The sequence below is a fragment of the Rathayibacter sp. AY1D1 genome (genome assembly GCF_002932635.1).
GTDB lineage: Bacteria > Actinomycetota > Actinomycetes > Actinomycetales > Microbacteriaceae > Rathayibacter.
Map to the genome: position 1 here is coordinate 73655 of NZ_PSVY01000010.1, position 20622 is coordinate 94276.

Sequence of the window (20622 nt, forward strand, 5' to 3'; positions counted from 1 at the left end):
CACGGGTTCAGGCCGTCGTCGGGGAGCCGCGGGTAACTCGCCGTCGACATGCCGGTCCGGTGGTCGTTCCCGCTCGAGCTGGTCACGAAGTACGGGTAGCCCGGTTCGTTGAGTTCCGGAGCTCGACCTGGTGCGCTAGGACCTAGGCTTGAACCGCATTCGCCACGGGTGACCGATCGCTGCGAAGCAGCGGTCCAACGCTTGGAGACATCACTGTGGTTCTACCTCTGATCCCACTCGCAATCGTCGTTGCGACTACCGTCTCCGGCGCGGGAGGCGGCGCGGCGGGCATCTGGGGTGGAGCTCAGATCAAGAAGGCGAGAGCCGACAGAAAAGCGCACCAAGCCGCTTACGAGGCGCGACACGAAATTCACGTCGCAGCAGTAGAGGAGACGAATCAGTGCCTTCGGGCTCTGGGAATTACCCAGGAACGCGCGCACCGGGAGGTCATTCTCCGGATGAAGGCTTTTCTTGTTCGGCACAACAAGCAGGTACGCGCGAGCGAGCATCTGATTCTCGATGGGATAGACGGAGCAGATCAGCAGGTTTTGGGGCTCGCCAAGCTCGACGCGGACGTCGCGGGATGGGTGCGGGGAGTCGTCGGTTCGACCATCGCCGGGGTTGCTGCTCCGATCGTGATGCGCACCGGCGTTGCTTCTTTCGCGGCGGCAGGCACGGGAACGGCGATCTCCGGACTGGGTGGAGCGGCTGCGACAAGCGCGACGCTGGCCTGGCTGGGAGGGGGTTCGCTAGCGGCCGGGGGCGGCGGGATGGCCCTAGGTGCGACGATGCTCAACGTCGCAGTGATCGGACCGACGGCGCTGATCGCGGGCTTGACGGTCAAGAACCGTGGAACCAGAGAGAAAAGTGCCGCGGCTGCGTATCAGACCCAGATCGAGATTGGAATCGCTCAGCTGGACGCCCGCAATGGGCTTCTACTCGCGGTCCAGGAGAGAGTGGGCGAGGTCGACTCGATTCTGGCTAGGCTCATTTCAGAGTCTGCGGCCGCGATCGATCTGCTCGAATCCGAACCGTTCGAGGTCGAGCGTCATGCGGAGAGATTCCAGAAGGCGGTCGTGCTTGTGAAGGCGGTTCGGGACGTCGCTACGGCGCCGATCGTCGACGAAGACGTCGATCTTGACGAAAGGACAAGTGAACTGGTGCTTAAGTATCGCGAGGAGGACGAGGTGATTCGCAATGACCGATGAGGCGAAGAAGACGACTCCCGTGCCGTCGAGGACGAGCAGAGCAGTCTCCGCCGCTGCCGGCAAGTTCACTGCCGCTGACGCACTCGGTGCGCTGACTCAACTTATCGACGCCAGCCGTGAAGCCGTTCAAATCCACGAGGCGGAGAGCACGAAGCGCGAGAAGCTGCGAACCTATCGCGAGACTGAAGTGGCGCGCATCGAGGCCTCGGAGCGGGTACTGAAGAAATACTTCGATCAGATCTTCGCGGAGCGACGTGAGACGCATCAGAGGCTTTTCGCGGGCCTCGACGTCGCCCTGCAGTCAGGGGACGTGGAGGCGCTCCGCGTCGTTGTGGGGGGCATCGTCGAGGTGGCCCGTACCTCCCCTCTCGCCGACCTCGGGAACCTCGCGGAGCTTCGGGCCGCGTGGGATGATCCGGACACGGTGTTCGAGTTCTAATGCCCGCTAAGGGGTCCGCCCTCGGTGAGGTCTAGACCGCGGCAGCGGACGACGACTCTAATTCGCCAGAACGAGCGACCTGGGTGAAGACCTAACCCTCGGTCGCAGCCCTCGACACGATGGGTTCACGAGCTACCGTCGCTGCATGGACTCGGTCGACGAACCGCTCAGCCAGGGTCGCGCGCGCGAAGTCCGGTGGCAGCGCCGCCGAGAACTTCAATCCGGAGACGGCGTCCGGCGAGATAAAAGGCAGCGCAGTATCCAGGATGGCCTCTCGGAGAACCGAGACGTCGAATGCAGAAGCGAAACGCATCGACTCGTTTGTTGATCGCGCCTCAAATGCTGGTGGCAATGCTGCAGCAAGCGTCTCGTGCGCCTTGAGGCCGGCCAGGCTCCAGAGCTCGACGTGAGCGGAGCCGCGAGTCAGCACGAGTCCCGCAACGTCCAGCCGGCTCGACCAGCCCTCTCGACCCGTGGCTAACGCCTTCTGGGCACGCTCCGACAGTTGGACGGGTGGCTCGGCGCCGAGAAGAACCTCTCTGCGGGCGCGGACCATGTCGAACGACTCGGGCAGCGCGCCTGACGACCATCGCACATTGCCGCGGCTGATCTCCGGCTCGACCTCGATGCGGTGTCGACCCCAGTCGACGGAGACCACCCTCCACGCGTTCCCGGCCAGCAGCAACGGCTTCTCGCCGCGGATGATCGTGGCACTCAGAGAGATCGGCGCCACTCCACCGATCTCCTTCCGCCCGTGGACGACCGTCAGTTCGAGATCTGCCACGAAGGTGCTCAGGAGCTCGAGGAAGTTCTTGCCTCCGAACTTCTTCTCGGCGGTCGGTCCAATGAAGACCCAGCCACCGTCGCTGGCGAGGAAGCCTTCCTCGACGAGGTAGTCGAGCACCTCCTGGCCGTTGGCCATCACCAGGCTTCCCGGCCACCACTCATGCCAGGAGTCCCGAGCGAATCGGCCTTCTTGAAGAGCGAGGGCCAGAAACTGCTGCGCCGCGAGGTGCCGAGGGGAGGGCGGCGGAGTGATCGGCTCCACGAAGCCCGTCCCCCACAGGTGGAGCAATCCGGCTGCACGCAGGAAGGTCTCGTGCTCGGTGGTGAGGAACAGCGCGTTCCTCGCTGCGCCGGCCCGCCGTCCGGTCCGGCCGAGTCGCTGTAGGAACGACCCGACCGATCGCGGTGAGTCGAGCTGGATCATGCGGTCGAGGTCACCGATGTCGATCCCGAGCTCGAGGGTCGACGTTGAGACGATGACGCAGTCACGGCTCTCGGCGAACGCCTGTTCGCTTCGTCGGCGTTCGTCCAGGGAGAGGGAGGAGTGCGAGATGAACGTGGTGACGCCGCGATCTCGCAGTTCGTAGGCGAGCTCCTCCGCCTGTTTCCTGGACTCGCAGAAGGCGAGCCGCTTCTCACCGGGGTGGAGTGCGGCGATGACGACTGCGGCGTTCTCGGTCGAGCCGACGTAATCGAGCGTGACATCCGGAGGCACCGGTGGATCTCCGGCAGTCACTACCCGGCTCTCGATGCCCGCATTCAGATTCGATCCCTGGAACCAGGCGAGGACGTCGCTCGGATTCCCGAGCGTCGCGGACAGTCCGATGCGTTGAATACGGTGCTCCGCGATGCGCTGGATCCGCTCCAGGACCGCGAGCAGGTGCCATCCGCGGTCACCGGCCGCGAACGAGTGGATCTCATCGGCGACGACGACTCGGAGTCCGCGGAACAGCAGCCGGTGGTCCACTCGTCGAGAGACGAGCAGCGCTTCGAGCGACTCCGGGGTCGTGAGAAGGATGTCCGGTGGTTCGCTGAGGATCTCCCGACGAGGGCCGTCTCCGATGTCTCCGTGCCAGAGCGCGACCCGTCGGCCGAGCCACGCGGTGTACTGCTCGAGCCGAGGGAGGAGGTTATTCAACAGAGCCTTCAGAGGAGCGACGTAAACGACGCTGAATCCTCTCCATCCTTCGTCCACCATCCGGGACAGGAGGGGGAACACCGCCGCCTCTGTCTTCCCTCCGGCGGTCGGGGCGATGAGAAGGCAGTCGGCGCCGGAGCGCACGGGCTCGATCGCCGCCCGCTGCAGCGGCCGCAGGTCATGCCAGCCGAGCGTGTTCGCGACGTGATACTCGAGCGCGCCCGCCAGTTCGGCGCCGTCAGACATCGAGCTGGATTGCGTCGAGTCCGCCGGCCGCTGCGCGCTCGTCCTCATTCAGCTCCGCTGAAGACACGGTGACGGACGAAGCCTCCGTCGGCACGTAATCGGGGAACTGCTCGACCTTGTCGAGAATGTCGACGAGCTTCCGGAGATAGAGCCGTGGGGCTATCCCGACCTTGCCCCCGAGCCGACCGGCCACAGTCTGCGCGAGCGCCTCGAGGTAGTCATCGGTGACGAGTGCCGCGATCCGATCGGCCTCGGCACTGCCCGAGATGTAGATGCCACGAACGCGCGTGCCCAGCTCCAGGAGACTGTCGCGCTGGAACCCGAGGAGCCGCACCTGCGGCGCCCGGGGGTTGTCCCATCGAGGATCCCCGCTGAAGTCGACTCCGAGCCGAGCAGCGAGTGGAGGGAGACGTTGCACCCCCTGTGTCCCGTCGAAGAACGCAGGCGTACCGGTAATGAGCACGTAGAGGCCAGGGAAGCGTCCCGCGTCGATCTCGTCGAGAAGCTGCCGGAGCGCGTTGAGGGATTTCTCGCGCACGTCGCTGCGCACTCTCTGCAGGGTCTCGACCTCATCCAGAACCAGCACGAGGCCGCGGTAATCCGAGTCGCGGAGAACGGCGAGGAGACCTTGGAGGAATCCGAACGCGCCGAAATGGTCGAGGTCACCGCGCACACCCGCGACGCGTCGGACGGACGCCGCGACGTGAGGCTGCCCGGCGAGCCATGCGGCGAGCCCGTCAGCGGTCTCGATATCTCCCGCGACGGTCGCGACGTGGTATCCCCGAAGGGCGGCAGCGAAAGCGGGAGCCGTGCTGGACACCGCGGCCAGACGCCGTTCCAGCAACGACTCGGTGAGCCGCGTGACCTCGCTGCGGTCGACGGAAGAGGCACCCGAGGCGATCGCATCCTCCTCGAGGACCCGAAGCCATCCGTCCACGACCTCGCGGAAGGCACTCGGCGGGGTCGCCTCGGTCGAGAGGTTCTCGGTCACTCTGCGGTAGATCGTCTCGAGACGGTGCAACGGTGTCTCCGTCTCCGAGATCTGCACTTCCGCAGTCGCGAATCCTCGCTGCTTCGCGGTCTCCGTCAGCCACCGCGCGAAGAAGGTCTTGCCCGCTCCGTATTCGCCGCGAACGGCCTTGAAGACCGCACCGCCGTCCGAGACGCTGTCCAGCTCGTCGATCACCGAGGCCTCGAAGCGGTCGAGACCGACGGCCATGACATCCAGTCCGCGCTGAGGGACCGTGCCGCGGCGCAGGGCATCGATGATCTCGCGGCGCCGACGCGGGCTGACGGCCGTCATGATCCAGTACCCAACTCGAACTGCTCCTTGAGAAGCGCGAGGTCGAGAACCACAGTGACCCCGTCTGAATCCGTGTCGATGACCAGGTAGCCGTCCCGGTTGAGGACCCGGCGGAACGCCGCGAGGAGACCGGGCATCTTCGCACCCGGAACGGCAGCCCGGACGGCCAGGGTGTCGCGATGCGCGCGACCGCCGCCTGCCTGAAGAGCCGCGACGATCGCGCTTGCGACGCTGTCCTCGATCGGGTGACGACCGGCCATCTTGCGGCGTGCTCGATAGATGTCGCTCGCGACAAGCTGCTCGGCGGTGCTCCGCCGAGATATGGGAGCCTCCTCCGCGGTCGGCTCGATCTCGAACAGCGTCGAGCCGACGGTCGCCGCAGGCTCCTTCGTCTTCGTCGCCCTGCGCTTGGGCGATGCAGGGGGCGGAGCCGTCGGCGCCCTGAGGGTTTCGTTCCACCACAACGGCTCCTGAGGGGGAGCCTCCACCCAACCGGCCGGGTCACCAGCACCGCGGGGCTTGGCGACGAGGATCGGAATGGTCAGCTCGGCGAGGGCTGCGCCTCCGTGGTAGCCCGCCTTCTTCGAGGCGTAGCGGAGGCCGTCGGAAACGGCGAGCACCGCGCTGCCGCCGGGGGCGAGGACGCGCGGGCCGCTGACGAGGACTTCGTCGGCCAGTGCGGTCCCCGTGGTGACCTCGCGCCACCGCGCCGGCGACTGCGGGACACTCCGGAGCTCACTGCCGCGCTCGACGATGTGCCCGTGATCGGACGTGAGGATGACGGTTCGTCGGGCTTCGAGCGCGGCGTCGAGAACCGCTTCGAGGTGCGCTATCGAGCGCAGACTCCAGCGGAGTGAATCGACATCGGCGCTCGCCAATGCATCATCGATCGTGTTCAGCACGATGCCGACGATCTTTCGACCGGAGTCGGCGATCGCGTCGCTGACGGCCGGCGGTAGCGCGTGTCCGGGCTCTGAACGCAGATCGTCTTTGTGGAACACCACTCCATCGACCGCGGTGGCGAACTGCGCCTTCTCGAGCTGCTGCGTTCCCTTGCGCAATGCTCCGGAGAAGAGCGAGGTGCGTGAGTACTCCGTCACGGTCGGCAGAGCTGCGAGGGCGGCACCGCGTCGCAGAGACGTCTTCCGGACGACCTCCGTCCAGCCCCGAGAGGGGAGGTCGGTCGCCAGTTCCACCGCCGAGGGCACGCTCATGCCGTCCAGAACGATGAGGAGGACCGGGCCGTGCGTGCTGAGCGGTACGACGAGGCGTGAAAGCATGCTCTCCACGGGGAGCACGGAGTCATCCGTCGACAGATCGCCGGTGAGTGCCCGTGCAGCGGTGGCGTCCGCGAGACGACGCTGGGTCTGCACCGCGTAGGCGAGCGCGCGGTACGCGCCGGCGAGGCTTCGATCGGTGTCACCGTCCCAGAGGTCTCCGAGGGCCCGCTCCGCCCAGGAGCCGTCCGCCGCGTAGGCGAGAATCGCGGAACTCAGGCCTACGGAGGAGGCGCGAGAGCCGCTCAGCCACCGGACGAGGCGCGCCGCCATGAGGGCGGTGGAACGGGACCGCTCGAAGGAGGAGCGCGCGCCATGCGATTCGATCCGCGAGAGCGCATCGTCGACGGCGAGAGATGCACGGGCACTCGGGACGGCTGCAGCGGCTTCGACCGCTTCCGCGAAGACCGAGACGCGGGCGCGAAGGCCGGCGTGGAGGAAATCGGATGCCGCCGCGCCCTCGGCCCAGCCGAGGTCTCCGCAGAGCGCTTCAGCCTGGTCGAGGACGGAACGAGCGTGCTCGTTGCCGTCGGCGAGCCATCGCTGGGCGATGAGCTTCGCGGAGGCGCCGTAGCGCTGCGCAGCCGATGCGCCCGGCGCCGTCCCCACGTACCTCTCGATTCTCACGCGGGCGGCGGCGACGGCGGTGTCCGGTGCAACGCGTCCGGATGCCCACAGCTCACCGACGACGAGTCCCACCGCGACGGAGGAGACGCCACCAGGAGCGCACGCGGCGCGCAGCGCCATCGCCAGGTGCTGCTCGACATGGGTGGCGGTCGCCCTGATCAGACCAGCGCGTGACTCCTCATCCAGGTCCGCAAGACGGGCCTTCACCCCGGGGTCATCGAGCGTCGCGAGCGCGGTGGAAGCAGTGAGAGCGTCGACGCGGTCGAGGCCGAGCATCGCCACGAGCATCGACTGGATGACGTGCTGAGCAGAGAGCACTCCACCCGGAGCCGGCGTGAACCCGCGTTCTCGGCGGAGGGAGACGAGGAGCCGCGGAACCCAGGACCCGAGCGCGCGAACAGGCTGGGCGGGATACTCGCGCGCGCCGAACAGCGCCGGCACGATGTTCCACTCGTCCAGATCCGTGACCTTCTGCGTCTCTGTATCGAGCACGACCGCCGTACCCAGCTCGGATTCGGTCAGCGAGGTGAGCACGGCGATGAACTCGTCCTCGCTCGCGGAGCGCATCGCGTCGAGCGCGGCGAGCCCCGAGACGCCCTCCACAACGCGCACGGTGGCGTTGCCGACGGTGAGCGTCTCTGCTCCCGACCACGTCGGCTGTGCACGGACGAGGATCGTCCTCGCGCGTCGGCGCTCGCTCGAGAGCCAGGCAGCGAGGTGCTGACGAAGGGCAGGCTCGGTCACGGTCGGTGCGGGCATGCTCAGTCGACCTGCCAGGTGATCGTGACGCTGCCGTCGGTGCCAGCCTCCTGCTCGATCTCGGCGCGGAGTGTGTCGAACGCCTTATCGAGGTCGGTGACAGTGGTTCGGCGTCGGTGAATGGCCTGCGTCGGCGGGTCAATCGGAGGGAGGGGAGGACGAACCACAGGAGGGTCGAGGGTGATGACCAGTTTCCGAGCTTTCGCGGCAGCGTCTTTCAAGCGTGGTTCCAGTGACACGACGGACTCGTCGACCACCGCGGCCTCCCGCAGCTGCGCGAGCGATTCGGTGAACGCGGAGTCGTGCTTGGCCTGTGCCGCAGCGATCATGTCCCAGTCGAGGCCGTTGAGTTCCGAGGCCAGCCGCTCGGCCGAGCGGTGAGCGCTGCCGAAGGAGCTCAGCTCTGTCGGCAGGTCGAACATTGATAGCGTCTCGATCAGCGCCTTGTCGCCGATCGTGGCAGACAGCGCTCCAATAAGCTCCGCCGTTCGCCGCGCTGTGGCCAACCGGCCAGTTGCGGCGGCCACATCGATGCCGAGCACCCCCGCGTGCATCTCGAGGGCGGCGCTGAGTGTCAAGACCCGACTGCTCGCGACGGCGGCGCGAAGAGCGGTAGCGAAACGGCCGACCGCGCGCGGAGTCAGGTTCACCTCCGGGACCGTCCCGAAGATCGACCCGGCTCTCTGCTGCACGAGATCCCAGTCCTCCATGCTCGGCAGGTTCGCCTTCCGAGGGCTCGCTCCGTCAGGCAAGGATCCGATCGTCGGAACGCCGCCGCCGAACTCCCAGTTGCCGAGGAGCGCCCAGGTGATAAGGACCGCGTCCTCCATCCCCCGTGTCATGCCCCACGACGCGAGCTTCCCGCGGAGAGCGCCGACGGTCATCGCAGGAGCGAGCTCGCCCTCCCAGCGTGCAAAGCGCCCACCCCAGCCGAAGTTCGTGGCGTCGATGACCAGCACGTTCTCATTCTGTGCACCCAGCCCCAAGGGAGCGATGATGTCCCGTGCGAGGCGCTGCTCGGCGGCGGCGAGTCCCTGGCGGCGCCCGCCCAGCTCGACCGTCGAGGTGACGAGGCCGAGCGCCTCCGCAAGTCGCCGATCGGTGACCTCCTCAGCCCCGAGATCCGGATGATCCGGGAACTCGTCCCGCCAGACGGTCTCGAGAGCGTGCCGCAGACCAGCGAGAAGGGAGCCGGTCGGAGGCGGACTGATGGGGACACCGGGCGCGAGCGCCGAGAAGATCTCGTTGCCGGCGAGGTCGCTGCCGACGTTCGTCTCGTCAGGAGCGTTCACCCCGTACGCCTGCCGTAGCGCGGTCGTGAGGACGTCGCGGAGGGTCCGCCGCTGCGACTCGAGTGTCTGACGAGCGGGTCCGCGGTCGGCCTGCGCGAGGTGGTCGGCGTTCTGGTCGAAGCGGCTTCCCGTCAGGAGGTACTCGAGCAGGACGAGCTTGCCGAGATCGGCCTGGCGCGCATCCGACAGGAAGTTGGGGATCCACGCGATGGTGTTCGACCCCCGCGTGCCCTCGCGGAGCTTCCGCAGCCGCGCTACGTCGTCGGCAGGAGAGTGCGTTCCGCTGTCGTAGGGGAAGTCGATGACCGCCCGCCACTCGGGGTCGCTGTGCAGGAGATCGCTGTCGAGCACGTCTGTGTCGTCTCGGACGTTGCCGAACTTGACGGTGACGACTCGCTTGTGACCCCGCCAGACGTGCGTCAGACGCTTCCCGACGAGCGTGTCATCCGGCGGAAGCTGCAGCTCGGCCGCGATCAACTTGCGGACGATCTCGCGTCGGGTGTGCAGGTTGTCCTCGGTCCGCACCCGGTCGAGGATCGAGTCGTAGTCGACGCCGCTGAGAGTCGCAGTGATGATCGGGTCCGGGCCGTCGCCGACGCTGATCTCGCCGAACTCGCTCGACCAACCACGGACGAGGGAGAGCACCTGCTCGGCCTCCGTGCCGGGAATGAAGGCGTCGATCGTTCCCCAGTTCAACGCGGCGAGCTTTGCGGCGGTGAGGTTCGCGAGCGACGTGGCCTCCGGTGCGAGAGAAGCGATGAGCACGGTCTTCGCGAGACGGTCCTCGGTGACGAACGCATGTCCGCGAGGCAGTCCTGCGACGGCACTCTCCGTGAGCCCATGCTTGCGCAGCAGGTAGGGCTTCATCTTCGACTCGTAGAAGCGCCGCGAGATCGCGAAGTGCTGCTTCATCTCCTCGGAAAGGGGCTGCGATCCACCGAGCACCACCGGCGCGTACAGGTCGCCTACCGGGATCACATCGCGCACCAGCAACACGTCGCGTCCGTCGCTGAGCAGCTCGGCCATGAGCTTGAGCGCGGTTCGCTCGCGCTGCATGAGACTCGACAGAGCGACCATCGTGTCGACGAGCGCCGGACTGAACGGGTAGACGTCGGCGAAGGCGCGCTCGTCGGAGTTCGCGTCGTCGCTGAGCAGGTAGCCCCAGGATGCGTAGTCCCGCTTCACCTCGGTCAGGGCGCGGCTGAGAGTGGTCGCGGCATCGGGCGAGATCGGCTGGAGGAGGCGCTGCTTGACGATCCTGGGTAGATCGGCGGCCTGCAACTTGATCTTCGAGAACCGGTCCTCCCAGTACTGGAAGAGCTGCCCTTGCGCTGCGCGCTCGGCACCCGCGATGTGCGATCCCAGGAAGTCGCGGAGGTCGCGCTGCCGAGCGAGGAAGGACGCGATGGGGACAGGGAGATTCGCGGCGGCGTTCTCGGCGAGCTGCACGACCTTCTCGATCTCGCCCTGCACCCACGCCTGATCGGCGAGGTGCTGGCCGAGCCAGAGCACGATCTCATCGATCAGGAAGACGAGGCCCTGATAGCCGAGCGACTTCGCGTGTGAGGAGAGAGCCCGCAGCCCGTCCTTCATGGGCAGCCATTCGCCAGAGCGCCCATACCCGGTGAAGTAATGGGACACGAGATCGCCAACGAGGCGGTCCCGGTCGGCGGCGCCGGGAGCTAGCGCAGCGGCAGCGTCGAAGCTCCGTGCATCCCACGATGCTCCGAAATCTCCCCATGCAGCATCGCCACCACCGAGGCCGTCGAAGAAGGCGTCGTCACCGATGCGTGTTCGGAGCGTTCGCGCATCGGCGAGGAGGGAGTCGCTCGCGTGCAGCACAGGTGCCGGCGCGTCGGGATGCTTGGTCGCCACGGTGTCGAGGTAGCCGCCGAAGATCGCATCCTCGAAGGAGCGTGCGCCGAGCAGGTTGAAGTCGAGGACGAGAAGCTTGCGCTCGAGGGTCTCCTGGCGGGTGGCGATGACGGGTGCGAGCCCAGGGATCTGCCTGGTCGCGATGCTGCCCGACAGCAGGAGGTGGAGCACCGCCATGTAGTGCGATTTTCCGGAGCCGAAGGAGCCGTCGAGGAACGAGCCGCGCGACGACTGACTGCGCAGGGCGCTCGTGACGAGATCGAGTCCGTCCGCGAGCGCGCCGGCGATCGCCTCGGTGACCACGTAGTCCTTGATGGTCTGCTCATGCCGGGCGACACCCTCATCGAGCTTGATGACGAAGTCCGCCGCCTCGACCCGTTCCGGGAGCCGGATCAGGTCTCGCAGGGGAGAGTTCAGGGAGTAGTCGGTCATGAGGAGCTCCTTCTTCCGCGCGTCGACGCGGGTGGCCGCCAGGCGGCGATGTCGTCTCTGCCGAGACCGAGGCGCTCGAGCAGCGTCGTGATGAGTCCGGAGATCGCGACGGCAGGGCTCACACCGCTGCGGGCGTCGAGCTCATCGTGCCACTGCTTCAGCCAGGGCTCGAGCTCAATCAAGGCGCCGACGAGAGGGATGACCTGCTCGTACGGTGCGCCCGCGCGGGACAGCTCGTTCGTCAGACGGGCGATCGCCTGCCCGCGCTCCGCGTGGTCCCAGCCGGCCCAGCCGAAGAGAGCCGTCGAATCGTCTGGGAGCGTGCTGCCGGGGAACGAGAGGAACCGCTCCTTGGGAACGTCGAGCTTCCCGCGGGCGGACCAGTAATTGATCTTGAGGAAATCGACCGGCTTGTACTTCGGAGGCACCGGCACCTCGACGAGCTCGCCGCGATCTTCCGCTCGCTGGAGCTCCCAGACGCGCTCCCATTCATGGAACTTCTCGAGACCGGTCGCCTTGTAGCGGAGCGCCGCAAGCGCGGGGACTGCCTCGAGAGCGAGTAGTTTGCCCACCTCGACGGTGAGGTCGAAGTCCTGCGATCCGGCGTGAATCACAAGCAACTCGCGGAACTGATCGTCGCGGCGAAGCTCATCCGCCACTTGCGCGGCGGAGCGCACGAGCGGGCGACCCGAGGCGTCGTGCCAGAGATCGGCGCGCTCGAGATGGCTGAGGAGCGCATCCTGTGCGGCCTCTGCAAGCAGATCTTCCCAATCTGCACCTGCCCAACGGCGCTTGTACTCAGGCTGCTCGAGCAATTTGAGGAACGGATTCGTTTCGATTGCATCCACCCGCCGCTCCACCAATTCGCGGTACCAGGCGGGCAGATTCGAGCGGAGAGTAGAGAGGGGCTCGCGCTCGTGCCTGGTGAACCACGATGTCTGGACGGCGCCGGCGGCCAGTTCGCGAGCAAGCCGAACCTCAAAAGATCTCTCGTTCGGACCGATTTCCAGGAGATTTGGCACCTCTGTTGCTAGCTCCCTGTCGGCCAAGCCGTAGGCGACATAGATTCTCCAATCGAGCTCTTCCTGCAACGCCACAAGCGTACGGTTGAGTCTTAGCCATTCGGCGCGTGCTTCAGGCAGAGAGGAAGGCCCGGACGTGGCAAGCACGTGCCGCGGTGAAAGTTCGGCGCGTGCTCGCGCTACCTCGTCGAGAGCTCGGGACAGGTCACGCATCCGGTCGGCGGGGAGAGGAAACTCCTCCAATTTAGTGCCGGTGAATTCGTATCGATCACTCCAGCTTTCCGCGCTGACGCGCGCGCCGTCAACTCCAACGGGATCGCCGCCTTTTGGATAACTGACCTGCTTGAGCCAGAAGCAGGCGGTGGAGGAGTTGAGGACGCCGAGCAGGTCGTAGTGGTCGTCCTCCGTCGCCCCCGCCGGCAACTTGATCACCGGGGCCGATCGGTTGAAGACTTTTCCTCCACGATCAAGCACGAAGTGGTTATGTGTCGCCACAAACGCAAACGTGATCGTGAGTGGTGCACGCAATTTACTGGATGTGAGCCTGCCAAACTCAGTCCACTGCATCCCGGCCGCGCGTTTAGTGATGCCGCCAAAAAGCAAGTTGGCAAATAAACTCGTTCTATACGGCCACATCGTTCTCACCGATGTTTTAGGAAGTTGCTCCAGATTCGGACGAAAATTATCGTCGTATGCGTAGAAGGCCATGTCTTCACCGCTGAAGGACCAGTCGCGAAGTTTGTCGCCAAGCACCATAGGTCGCACGCATTTCACGCCCTGCCGTTCAAAGGCACTTCGAGGGCGAACAAAAACGTCGTCCTCTAAAGTGAAGCTGGTGATACCGACTGAGCTCGTTGCATCGCTGAGCTTTAGATCAGAACGATTCTCAAGAAGGGACTTTAATTCCCCCGCGCCGCCGCCCGACAAAGACCAGGGGAAGGTGGAGAAGGTGGTTCTTGGTAGATCTTCGACAGAGATAAATAGCCCGTCGTGGCCAGGGTCATTGAGAAGATCTGTAATTTCTCTCCAAACAAGTCCTTCGGCTGGCACAGAGGGCTGGCCAGGCTCACCCCGTACTCCCAATACCGCACGAACGGTACTTTGGGAAGGTCTTCGTGGTCTTCCCGTCAGTATGACTGTTGGTGTGCCGTGGCCAGGGATATACGCGCCGGATGTGTCGATCACACTGGTTAAGTCTACGTAATTAGGCGAAACGCCCGTAAAGCTGCCTGAGAGAAAAGTCTGAATCAGCTTTTTGCCGAACTCCCGCTTCATGAAGGAGTTCGATGTAATCTGACCAACGTATCCTGCGCCATTATGGCGCTTCGCAAGGCGAAAAAGAAGCTCCATGAACGGTACTGAGAGCGCGTACTTACCGTGGCAAGTTGAGTACAGCGCACGGTACTGATCGCGGAGTTTTGCGTCCGGCGGCTGAATGTAAGGGGGGTTCGCCACCACGACGTGGTACTGATCGTCTGCCAGTATTCCCGCATAGTCGCGGAGGTCTTCCGTGTTGTACTCGAAGTACTCTTTGTCGCTGAGATCAAGCATGAATGACTGACTCGCGCTGCCGAGCAGCGAGTCACCGATCGCCAGGCGGTAGCGGAAGGCGGGCGCCGCGGTCAGTGTCGGGATGCCGGCGGCTTTGATGGCCGCGACGGTCAAGCGGAAGCGGGCGATGGCGACCGCGAAGGGGTTCAGGTCCACGCCGTGCACGGAGTCGAGCGCGCGTTGCACACGCTCGCCCCTGTCGAGGCCGGGTGCGACGGCGGCCCACTCGGCGGTCAGTCGCTCGAAGGCGCCGAGCAGAAAGTGCCCGGATCCACAGGCAGGATCGATGAGCTTCAGCCCGGTGAGTCCGAACTCCGCGATCGCTGGAGTCAGTGTTTGATCAAGGATGAACTCCTCGATGAAGTCTGGCGTCTGGAGCAGCGCGTAGGTCTTCTTCGCGTACTCCGACAGATCTTGGTACAGGTCGCCAAGGAAGCGAGTGCCCAGGTCGGCGTCGCCGAAGTCGTGCACCAGCTCGCCACTCGGAGTGGTTCGGCGGAAGAAGGCGAGCAACCTGTCGGACGCGTCCGCTGAGATCGGTGCATGCCAGACAGCCGAGTGCTGCGGGTCGACGAGAGTCCGTCCGGCGGGCAGATCGGCGAGAGCGCGGAAGGCGTCGTGCATCCAGTCGCGGCTGGTCATGGTCGGGGAGGCTGCGTAGAACGCGGCTTCATTCTCCACAGCCCTGTCGAGCCCCTCGCCAGGGGCGGCGAACCACGGCTGAGCAATCGGACGGTCGTTCCGTTGGGCGCCGGCGAGCAGACCGTTGTCTTCGGCGAAGCGGATGAACACACTTGCGAGAATCCAGGAGACGGCGGCTTGGGCGACCTCGCCATCGCGCCAGGCGATCCAGGCAATGCCTGTGCGCTCGCGCCGCGTCGCAGTGCCGTGCTCCTCGCGGAGGCGCGCTCCCCACGGGTTGTCTGCGTCGTCGGCGCGTGTGCGGAGGTCCGCGTCGAGCAGCTTGAGCTGGAGCTTCAGATCGGCGAGGAGGAGGGCTGAGTCGATCACGGGGTGCCGATCTTTCGGTGCGTCGTTGAGTTGGGTAGTTCGGAGCCGGTGGAATCGAGTGCGCCGAGTGACAACTCGAGCCATCCGTCCGCGCCGAAGGGGAAGGGCGACCCGTCGAGGTCAGGGGTGCCGCTGGAGAGCGGCCTCGGCAGGAGGAACCAGCGCGCTGCGGCCCGCGACGTGCCGAGGTCGGTCACCTCTGCGAGCAGATCGGCGAGATCGAGGCGAGCGAACAGGGCAGAGTTCAGGAAGATCATCGGCTCCGGTTCGGCCAGAAGGTTCTGCCAGGCAGGAGTGATGGCCAGACGAGCGAGAGTGAAAAGGTTGCGTCGATCTTGTGAACCCGATGGCTGGCCATCAGCACGAATCACGACGGGCCACTTGACCTGTTTCGCTGTCGCCGTCGCTTTCAGGGCGTTGAGTGCGAGATCGGCCAGATCGACGACCCGGAGTCCGTACTCGCGTGCCAGGCGAGTCGCCGTGAGAGCGAGCCCCCGTTGACGCGAGGTGACGAGAACAAGGGCGCCCTTGTCTCGCAGGGAGCCGGTCAGCCGACTCGTGATCACCGGATCATCGGCAGGCCGCCCCCACACCGTCGAGGTGCCCGTGCGACTCGATGACTGCAGGTCGGAATCGCGAAGCCTGTACCTGGCCTCGTCATCGCGCCACTCGAGATACGGCATCGCGGTCATGACGGCGATGTCGAGAGCGGGTCGCCTCGGGATGGTGTGGATCGCGGGGAAGCGCGCACGGACGCGCTGCTCGATCGTGACGACTGCGAGGTCCTGTGTCGCAGCGCCGCGAAGCGCCAACTCGACAGCTCGCGCGGGGTCGAGATCAGCTCGATACGCCTCCCCGACCGACGAGAGGCGCCCCGTTGCAGACAGCCCGACAGCTAGCTGAGCGACCCGGGAGTTGGAGAGTCGAAGAGCCGGTTCGTCTTCGGCGAGCAGCGTTTCGCGAAGGCGAGTCGCCGGGACGACGTCCTCATCGACGAGGAGTCGGTCGACCAGCTGTGCATGCCGCAGCAGTACCTCGAGGTGGAGCTCCGCGTCGTCGAACGAGAAGCCGCTGCCATCGTCCGGAGCGAACGCGACGGCGGTGCCCGATCGTTGCCGAAGGGTCTGGAAGACGAAGCGAGGCGCACTCAAGCGAGTGTCGAGCTCGAGGATCGTGCGGACGACTTCGTTCGCAGGCTGTCTCCGCTTTCCCTCATCGAGCGTTGACCCGTACTCGCGGAGCAACTTCGTCGAGACCTCGTCGAGGGTCGCTATTCCTCCGAGCTCTTGCACCCAGCGAGCGGTGTCTGCAGTAGGGCCCTTCAGCGTGCTGTTCTTGCGCAGTCGCCTGTACTGGTCTTCCACGGATTCGCTAGATTTCTGCGAGACCGAACCGAAGAGGGACTCGACGGAGCGGCGTCCTGCTTGCGCTGGTGGCTCCACGATCTCGGTCGCGGACGTCAGCCGCTGACGCCACTCGCGAATCCGGGACTGAATCTCGCGCCGCACCTGCTCACCGAGGCCACGAACTCCATTGATCGTCATCGGCGGGATCCCCAGCAGCTGGCCGACCGTCTTCGCTTTGACCCTGCTGAGGGCTGAGAGAGCTCGGGCGCTCAGCCCGGCATCCGATAGCGGAGTATCGAGCGTAGCGGTGGCTGCTTTCGCGTCGTTGGCGTCCGCGTCTTGCTCGTCGGTTCGTGCGCCTACGAGTGCTGTGCTCCAGGCCTTCCGCATTTCGTCGAGCGATAGGTGCCGGTCCGACACCTTCGGTGCCAGCGCCGCCCGGAAGAATGCGCTGAGGCCCTCGGCAACGCTCGGATCGAAAGACGAGGTTTCGACGACAGGTGAATCCGTCGCGTTGATCGGCGCATCGCCCGAGGGCCACCAGACCGGGTAGCTCGTCGACAGTTCGAACAACGTCGCGGCGATGGCGAAGCGTTCGGCAGCGCTGTCGTACTGCGACCGCCCGCCCGACCCGAGGTAAGGGTCGAGATAGGGGCGCGAGCCCGCTTTGACGTTCTCGAGGGGCTCCTCCGCCAGGGAGAAGTCGAACAGCATGAGCCGCGGCTTCCGATTCCCTGGGTCGGGCTTCACCGCGAGGTTCGATGGCTTGATGTCCCGGTGGAAGACGCCGCGTTCTGCCATGTGGTGAGCCGCTTCAAAGAGGTCGTCTGCCCATCGTTCCAGCTGCTCGATGGTCGCCTTCCCCTCGAGGCGGATACGGTCGGCAAGCGTCTCTCGCCCCGCGTCCGTCATCAGGAGCCCCTGGCGAGTGCCGATCGAGAGGGGCCCGTCGAGTCGTTTCACGACGCGGGGGCTGTCCAATCGGTCGAGGACCTCCGCTTCGATGGCGAGCCGCGCGGCGGCCGCATCGTCCTTCGCAAGCTTTAAGATGACGTGATCATGGTCGCTGTCGTAATCGGTCACCTGGAGCGCCACTCCGGTTGAGCCGGAGCCGCGACGCTGCTCGATTTCGAACCGCTCCCCGACGATGTCACCGATCGCGGCATCGAGCGGGTCGCCGAGAGCGGGCACCGGTTGTTCTTCGGATCGCACGGCTCGTCGCGCTAGTTCGAACGAGGTCTGGAACTCCCCGACATCAAGAAGGCGGAGTTCTTCACGGAAGGCGGTCGCTTCAAGGATGACCGCTGCGTGGGCGTCCGAGACCTCCGGCGTCACGGCCCGCGGGTCGAGGCCCACTGCGCCAGACGCGATGAGTGCTTCGAGTGCAGGCAGGTTCGCGGCGGGCGGCTGCTGAGTGAGGAGGAGGAAGGCGAGCGCGCCGAGCCCGTAGACGTCCAATGTCTGCGCCGAATCCGGCGCCGAACCGCGCAGCGTTTCAGGAGCGAGGTAGAGCATTGCGTCCTGTTCCACGAGCCCGAAGATGTCGGTGATCCCGCGGGACAGCAGCGTGGCGGTCGTCGTTCCGGCTTCCGGTCGGCGCGCGAGATCCCAGTCGCGGATGCGGAGGGTCGCCCCGTCCGCGCTCGATGTGACTCGGACGCTGACCGGCGACAGGGCGCGGTGGGTGAGCCGCTGCCCATGGGCGAATCGCACCAGCTCGGCGAGCTGCTGTATGAGACGCTCGCGATCCGTGAAGTCGAGTTCGTCGGCATGCCCAGCGAGGTACTCCCCGAGGCTCGCTTCATCCGGATCGTAGGCGAAGACGAGGGCCGGACCCTCCTCGGAGTCGAGCAGTTCAGTGGGTCCGATAATGCCCGGATGGATGACGCCGTAGGTCAGCCGGAACTCTCGCTGAGCACGATGACCGATCTCTGCGCGAGCGTCCTTGCTCGATCCTTTGGGGTACGGGAAGAGACGGATGCGATGCTTCGTCTTGGCTCGAGGGTGGGTGACGAGGAAGTCCTGCCAGCCGGGACCCTCACCGAGTGGTTCGCTCGAGTCGAGAGCGAACTGACCGATCATCCGCTGCTTGGCGCGTGGCATCAGGCCAGCAGCGTTCATGAGCGCATCGATGGTCTTCGCTGCGGTGCGATCGATGAAGCTGTGCGCCGGCGGCGCCGCGATCAACTCCGAGAACAATCGGAGGGGCTCTCCGGCGCTCTTCACCTTGTATCCGTCGAGCGCGAACACCGCCTCTGACCCGTATCGATCGAGATTCACCCGTGAGTCTTGACCGTGCAGGACGACAGCCTCGACGACGAAGGGCACCGTGTTGGCGGGAGCACCGTTTGCCCGCGCGAGATCCTTCAGAACGCTGGCGAGCCGCTTCGCCTTCAGATTGGCCAGCTTGCGGGGGTTCGGCTCGCGCCGGCCTGCGTGCGTCCAGCTGTGCTGGTCGCCTGAGACGTCTCCGTGCCAGCCTTTCAGCTCAACGAGGAGCAGACCCGCCCGGGTGAGGATCAGAACGTCGACCTCGTTGAGCTTGCCGTCGCTGTCCGTGAAGCTGACGTTCGCCCACGCTCGCGCGATGCCGTCGTCCGGGAGTAGCTGGCACACGCGCGCGAGCGCTGCGGCTTCTACAGCCTGCGCGGGGTCGCCCATCACCCGCCACAACGGTGAGTCCGCTCGCATCGTCACCAGCCCTCAAGAATCACAAGATCTTCAATCTATAGCTCAGGTAGGACCTCGCCGTAGCCGGTCACTGGCGAGCCAGCCACGGTGAACCACGCTCGACGCCTCGTCATGGCATCTGCACGTTGCTGGTGCTGCTTGTGAACAACCAGATGACCGACGGTCTCGACGCCACGAGCGTCGGCGACGCCATCGACGCCAATCGCGGACAATGACGCGTTCGCCCGCGTCTCGAGGACCGGGCGGAGCCACCCGCGTAGCTCCTCACCGCGAGGTATTTAGGAGCCAGGAGTGCCACACACCCCCAGCGTCGAAACACTGAGTAAATGTCAGTTCAATCCAATCTTGCGACGCGCGGATGCACCAAGCGGAGCCCACGCCTAACGTGGTTCCCACGAACACAGGAAACGCACGGCCCGTTCATGGCGAGCGATCGACGTGGTGTCGGTCGGCCAGACTTTGACTGCATGGTGCTTCGAGTTCGCCGCCGCCGCTCCCGCGCCTCTCGGCCGGTGGGCGAGGAAAGGGCGAAGCTTGGTGCCGTCGCAACCGAGCTGTCGCGGGTCTCCCTCGTTGCGGGAGTCTGGCGCGGCGAGGTGCATAGGCTCTAGCGCTCGGTATGGTTTCGCCAGCGCAGTCAGGCTCTGAGGCAGTTGATGACCTACTGAATTGATAGAGGCGCACGTCGGCCACTATCGAGCTCGTCTACTTGGCATCATTGCTCCGGTCTTCCGAGCGAGTGTGGGGGCAACTGTGGAGAATGCGGATCAGCTGATCGAGCGAACGCGCTTCTCGAGCGACGCCGCGAGGGCGACTCCTCGCGACGCTGACCTGGGAGGCCAGTTCGAGTGGTTCTGGGGAGTGCCCGATGTGCTGCGAGCAGCGAGCTTCGACAGTTCGTATGGCCGGATCCCAGCCGCACCGTCGTGGGGGGACTCGCACCCTCAGTCCCTGGGCTACTGGTCAGCGCTGCAGCAACTCCTGCTGTACCGCCTCGGCTGGACGCGCCCGGATCGCGGACTGACATGGTGGTACGAGGCGGGCAAGCCGACGGACGACCCCACGCTCCGGTTGGTCGCGGAGGTGTGGGATGCCGACGGCAACCTCGACGTGATCCTCGCGTGGCTGCTTCGGCGCCGTGCCGTGTTCCCGGTCGGCCATGCTCGACAGCCTTGCACTCCGTCGTCCGAGTCTGGGAAACCTCTGCCGGATCGCTGGCACCGATGGCTGCACGAGTACCTGGCATCGCCTAACGCGCGAAGCTATGAGTGGATCAACCTTCTGGAGGGGGACTCTCTGCACCTCTCGGGTCACCTCGGGCAACAAGGCGAAGTGGATTCGAATGCGTACCTGCTTCCGAGAAAACCGAGCGGAAGAGAAGCGATCTTCGTTACTTCAGCGGCGGACTCCTGGTATACGGACCTGAAGAAGCGCGGGGACCAACTGCCCGCGGTCGGAGGTCTCTCGTGGAAAGTCGACGTATTCGTCAAACCGATCGGGTTCCTCGGCACCTACCGACGGTCGCTCCAGACCGAGCTGTGGTTCTCGGGTCGGCACCGTTACCACATCGTCGGAAATTAACCTCACTTAGACGTATCGGGGCACATGAGCGGAATCGG

Annotated in this window: 9 protein-coding genes; 3 read left to right on the plus strand and 6 right to left on the minus strand. The window is 65.5% G+C overall.

The genetic code is table 11. The features are described 5' to 3' along the window. Nucleotides 1-215 precede the first annotated feature (215 nt). Together C5C56_RS09090 and C5C56_RS09095 are read left to right on the plus strand one after the other, a co-directional pair. Nucleotides 216-1208: a hypothetical protein gene (locus tag C5C56_RS09090; protein ID WP_146086468.1), complete on the plus strand. Its 993-nt coding sequence runs from the start codon at nt 216-218 to the stop codon at nt 1206-1208. Next, nucleotides 1198-1647, plus strand: a complete 450-nt coding sequence (locus C5C56_RS09095) for a hypothetical protein (RefSeq protein WP_219813882.1) — start codon at nt 1198-1200, stop codon at nt 1645-1647. The genes C5C56_RS09090 and C5C56_RS09095 overlap by 11 nt, the downstream gene beginning before the upstream one ends. 91 nt (nt 1648-1738) lie before the next feature. Here C5C56_RS09095 and C5C56_RS09100 read toward each other — a convergent pair whose 3' ends face one another. From C5C56_RS09100 to C5C56_RS09125, 6 genes are read right to left on the minus strand one after another with little or no spacing between them, the layout of a single operon-like run. Beyond that, nucleotides 1739-3817 carry a DEAD/DEAH box helicase gene (locus tag C5C56_RS09100; RefSeq protein ID WP_104319453.1) on the minus strand — a complete coding sequence of 693 codons (2079 nt, stop codon included), beginning with the start codon at nt 3815-3817 and terminating at the stop codon, nt 1739-1741. After that, complete coding sequence (gene brxD / locus C5C56_RS09105) at nt 3810-5120, minus strand: BREX system ATP-binding protein BrxD (RefSeq protein WP_104319437.1); 1311 nt, start codon at nt 5118-5120, stop codon at nt 3810-3812. Before brxD ends, C5C56_RS09100 begins: the two co-directional genes overlap by 8 nt. Continuing rightward, nucleotides 5117-7783: a BREX-2 system phosphatase PglZ gene (gene pglZ, locus C5C56_RS09110; RefSeq protein ID WP_104319438.1), complete on the minus strand. Its 2667-nt coding sequence runs from the start codon at nt 7781-7783 to the stop codon at nt 5117-5119. Before pglZ ends, brxD begins: the two co-directional genes overlap by 4 nt. Before the next feature lie 2 nt (nt 7784-7785). Then, complete coding sequence (locus tag C5C56_RS09115) at nt 7786-11382, minus strand: hypothetical protein (protein ID WP_104319439.1); 3597 nt, start codon at nt 11380-11382, stop codon at nt 7786-7788. Then, the gene (gene pglX / locus C5C56_RS09120; protein ID WP_219813883.1) at nt 11379-14966 is read right to left on the minus strand and encodes a BREX-2 system adenine-specific DNA-methyltransferase PglX; all 3588 of its coding nucleotides are present in this window, start codon (nt 14964-14966) and stop codon (nt 11379-11381) included. The genes C5C56_RS09115 and pglX overlap by 4 nt, the downstream gene beginning before the upstream one ends. Then, complete coding sequence (locus tag C5C56_RS09125) at nt 14963-18973, minus strand: NERD domain-containing protein (protein WP_258065639.1); 4011 nt, start codon at nt 18971-18973, stop codon at nt 14963-14965. Before C5C56_RS09125 ends, pglX begins: the two co-directional genes overlap by 4 nt. A 783-nt stretch (nt 18974-19756) precedes the next feature. Between C5C56_RS09125 and C5C56_RS09130 the strand changes: the two genes are divergently transcribed. Continuing rightward, complete coding sequence (locus C5C56_RS09130; RefSeq protein WP_181137575.1) at nt 19757-20584, plus strand: hypothetical protein; 828 nt, start codon at nt 19757-19759, stop codon at nt 20582-20584. The last annotated feature ends 38 nt before the right edge of the window (nt 20585-20622 follow it).

Coding starts and splice junctions, on each gene's coding strand:
- C5C56_RS09115 (WP_104319439.1), bottom strand. CDS start 11,382: ATGACCGACTACTCCCTGAACTCTCCCCTGCGAGACCTGATCCGGCTC.
- brxD (WP_104319437.1), bottom strand. CDS start 5,120: ATGACGGCCGTCAGCCCGCGTCGGCGCCGCGAGATCATCGATGCCCTG.
- pglZ (WP_104319438.1), bottom strand. CDS start 7,783: ATGCCCGCACCGACCGTGACCGAGCCTGCCCTTCGTCAGCACCTCGCT.
- C5C56_RS09095 (WP_219813882.1), top strand. CDS start 1,198: ATGACCGATGAGGCGAAGAAGACGACTCCCGTGCCGTCGAGGACGAGC.
- C5C56_RS09100 (WP_104319453.1), bottom strand. CDS start 3,817: ATGTCTGACGGCGCCGAACTGGCGGGCGCGCTCGAGTATCACGTCGCG.
- C5C56_RS09125 (WP_258065639.1), bottom strand. CDS start 18,973: ATGGGCGACCCCGCGCAGGCTGTAGAAGCCGCAGCGCTCGCGCGCGTG.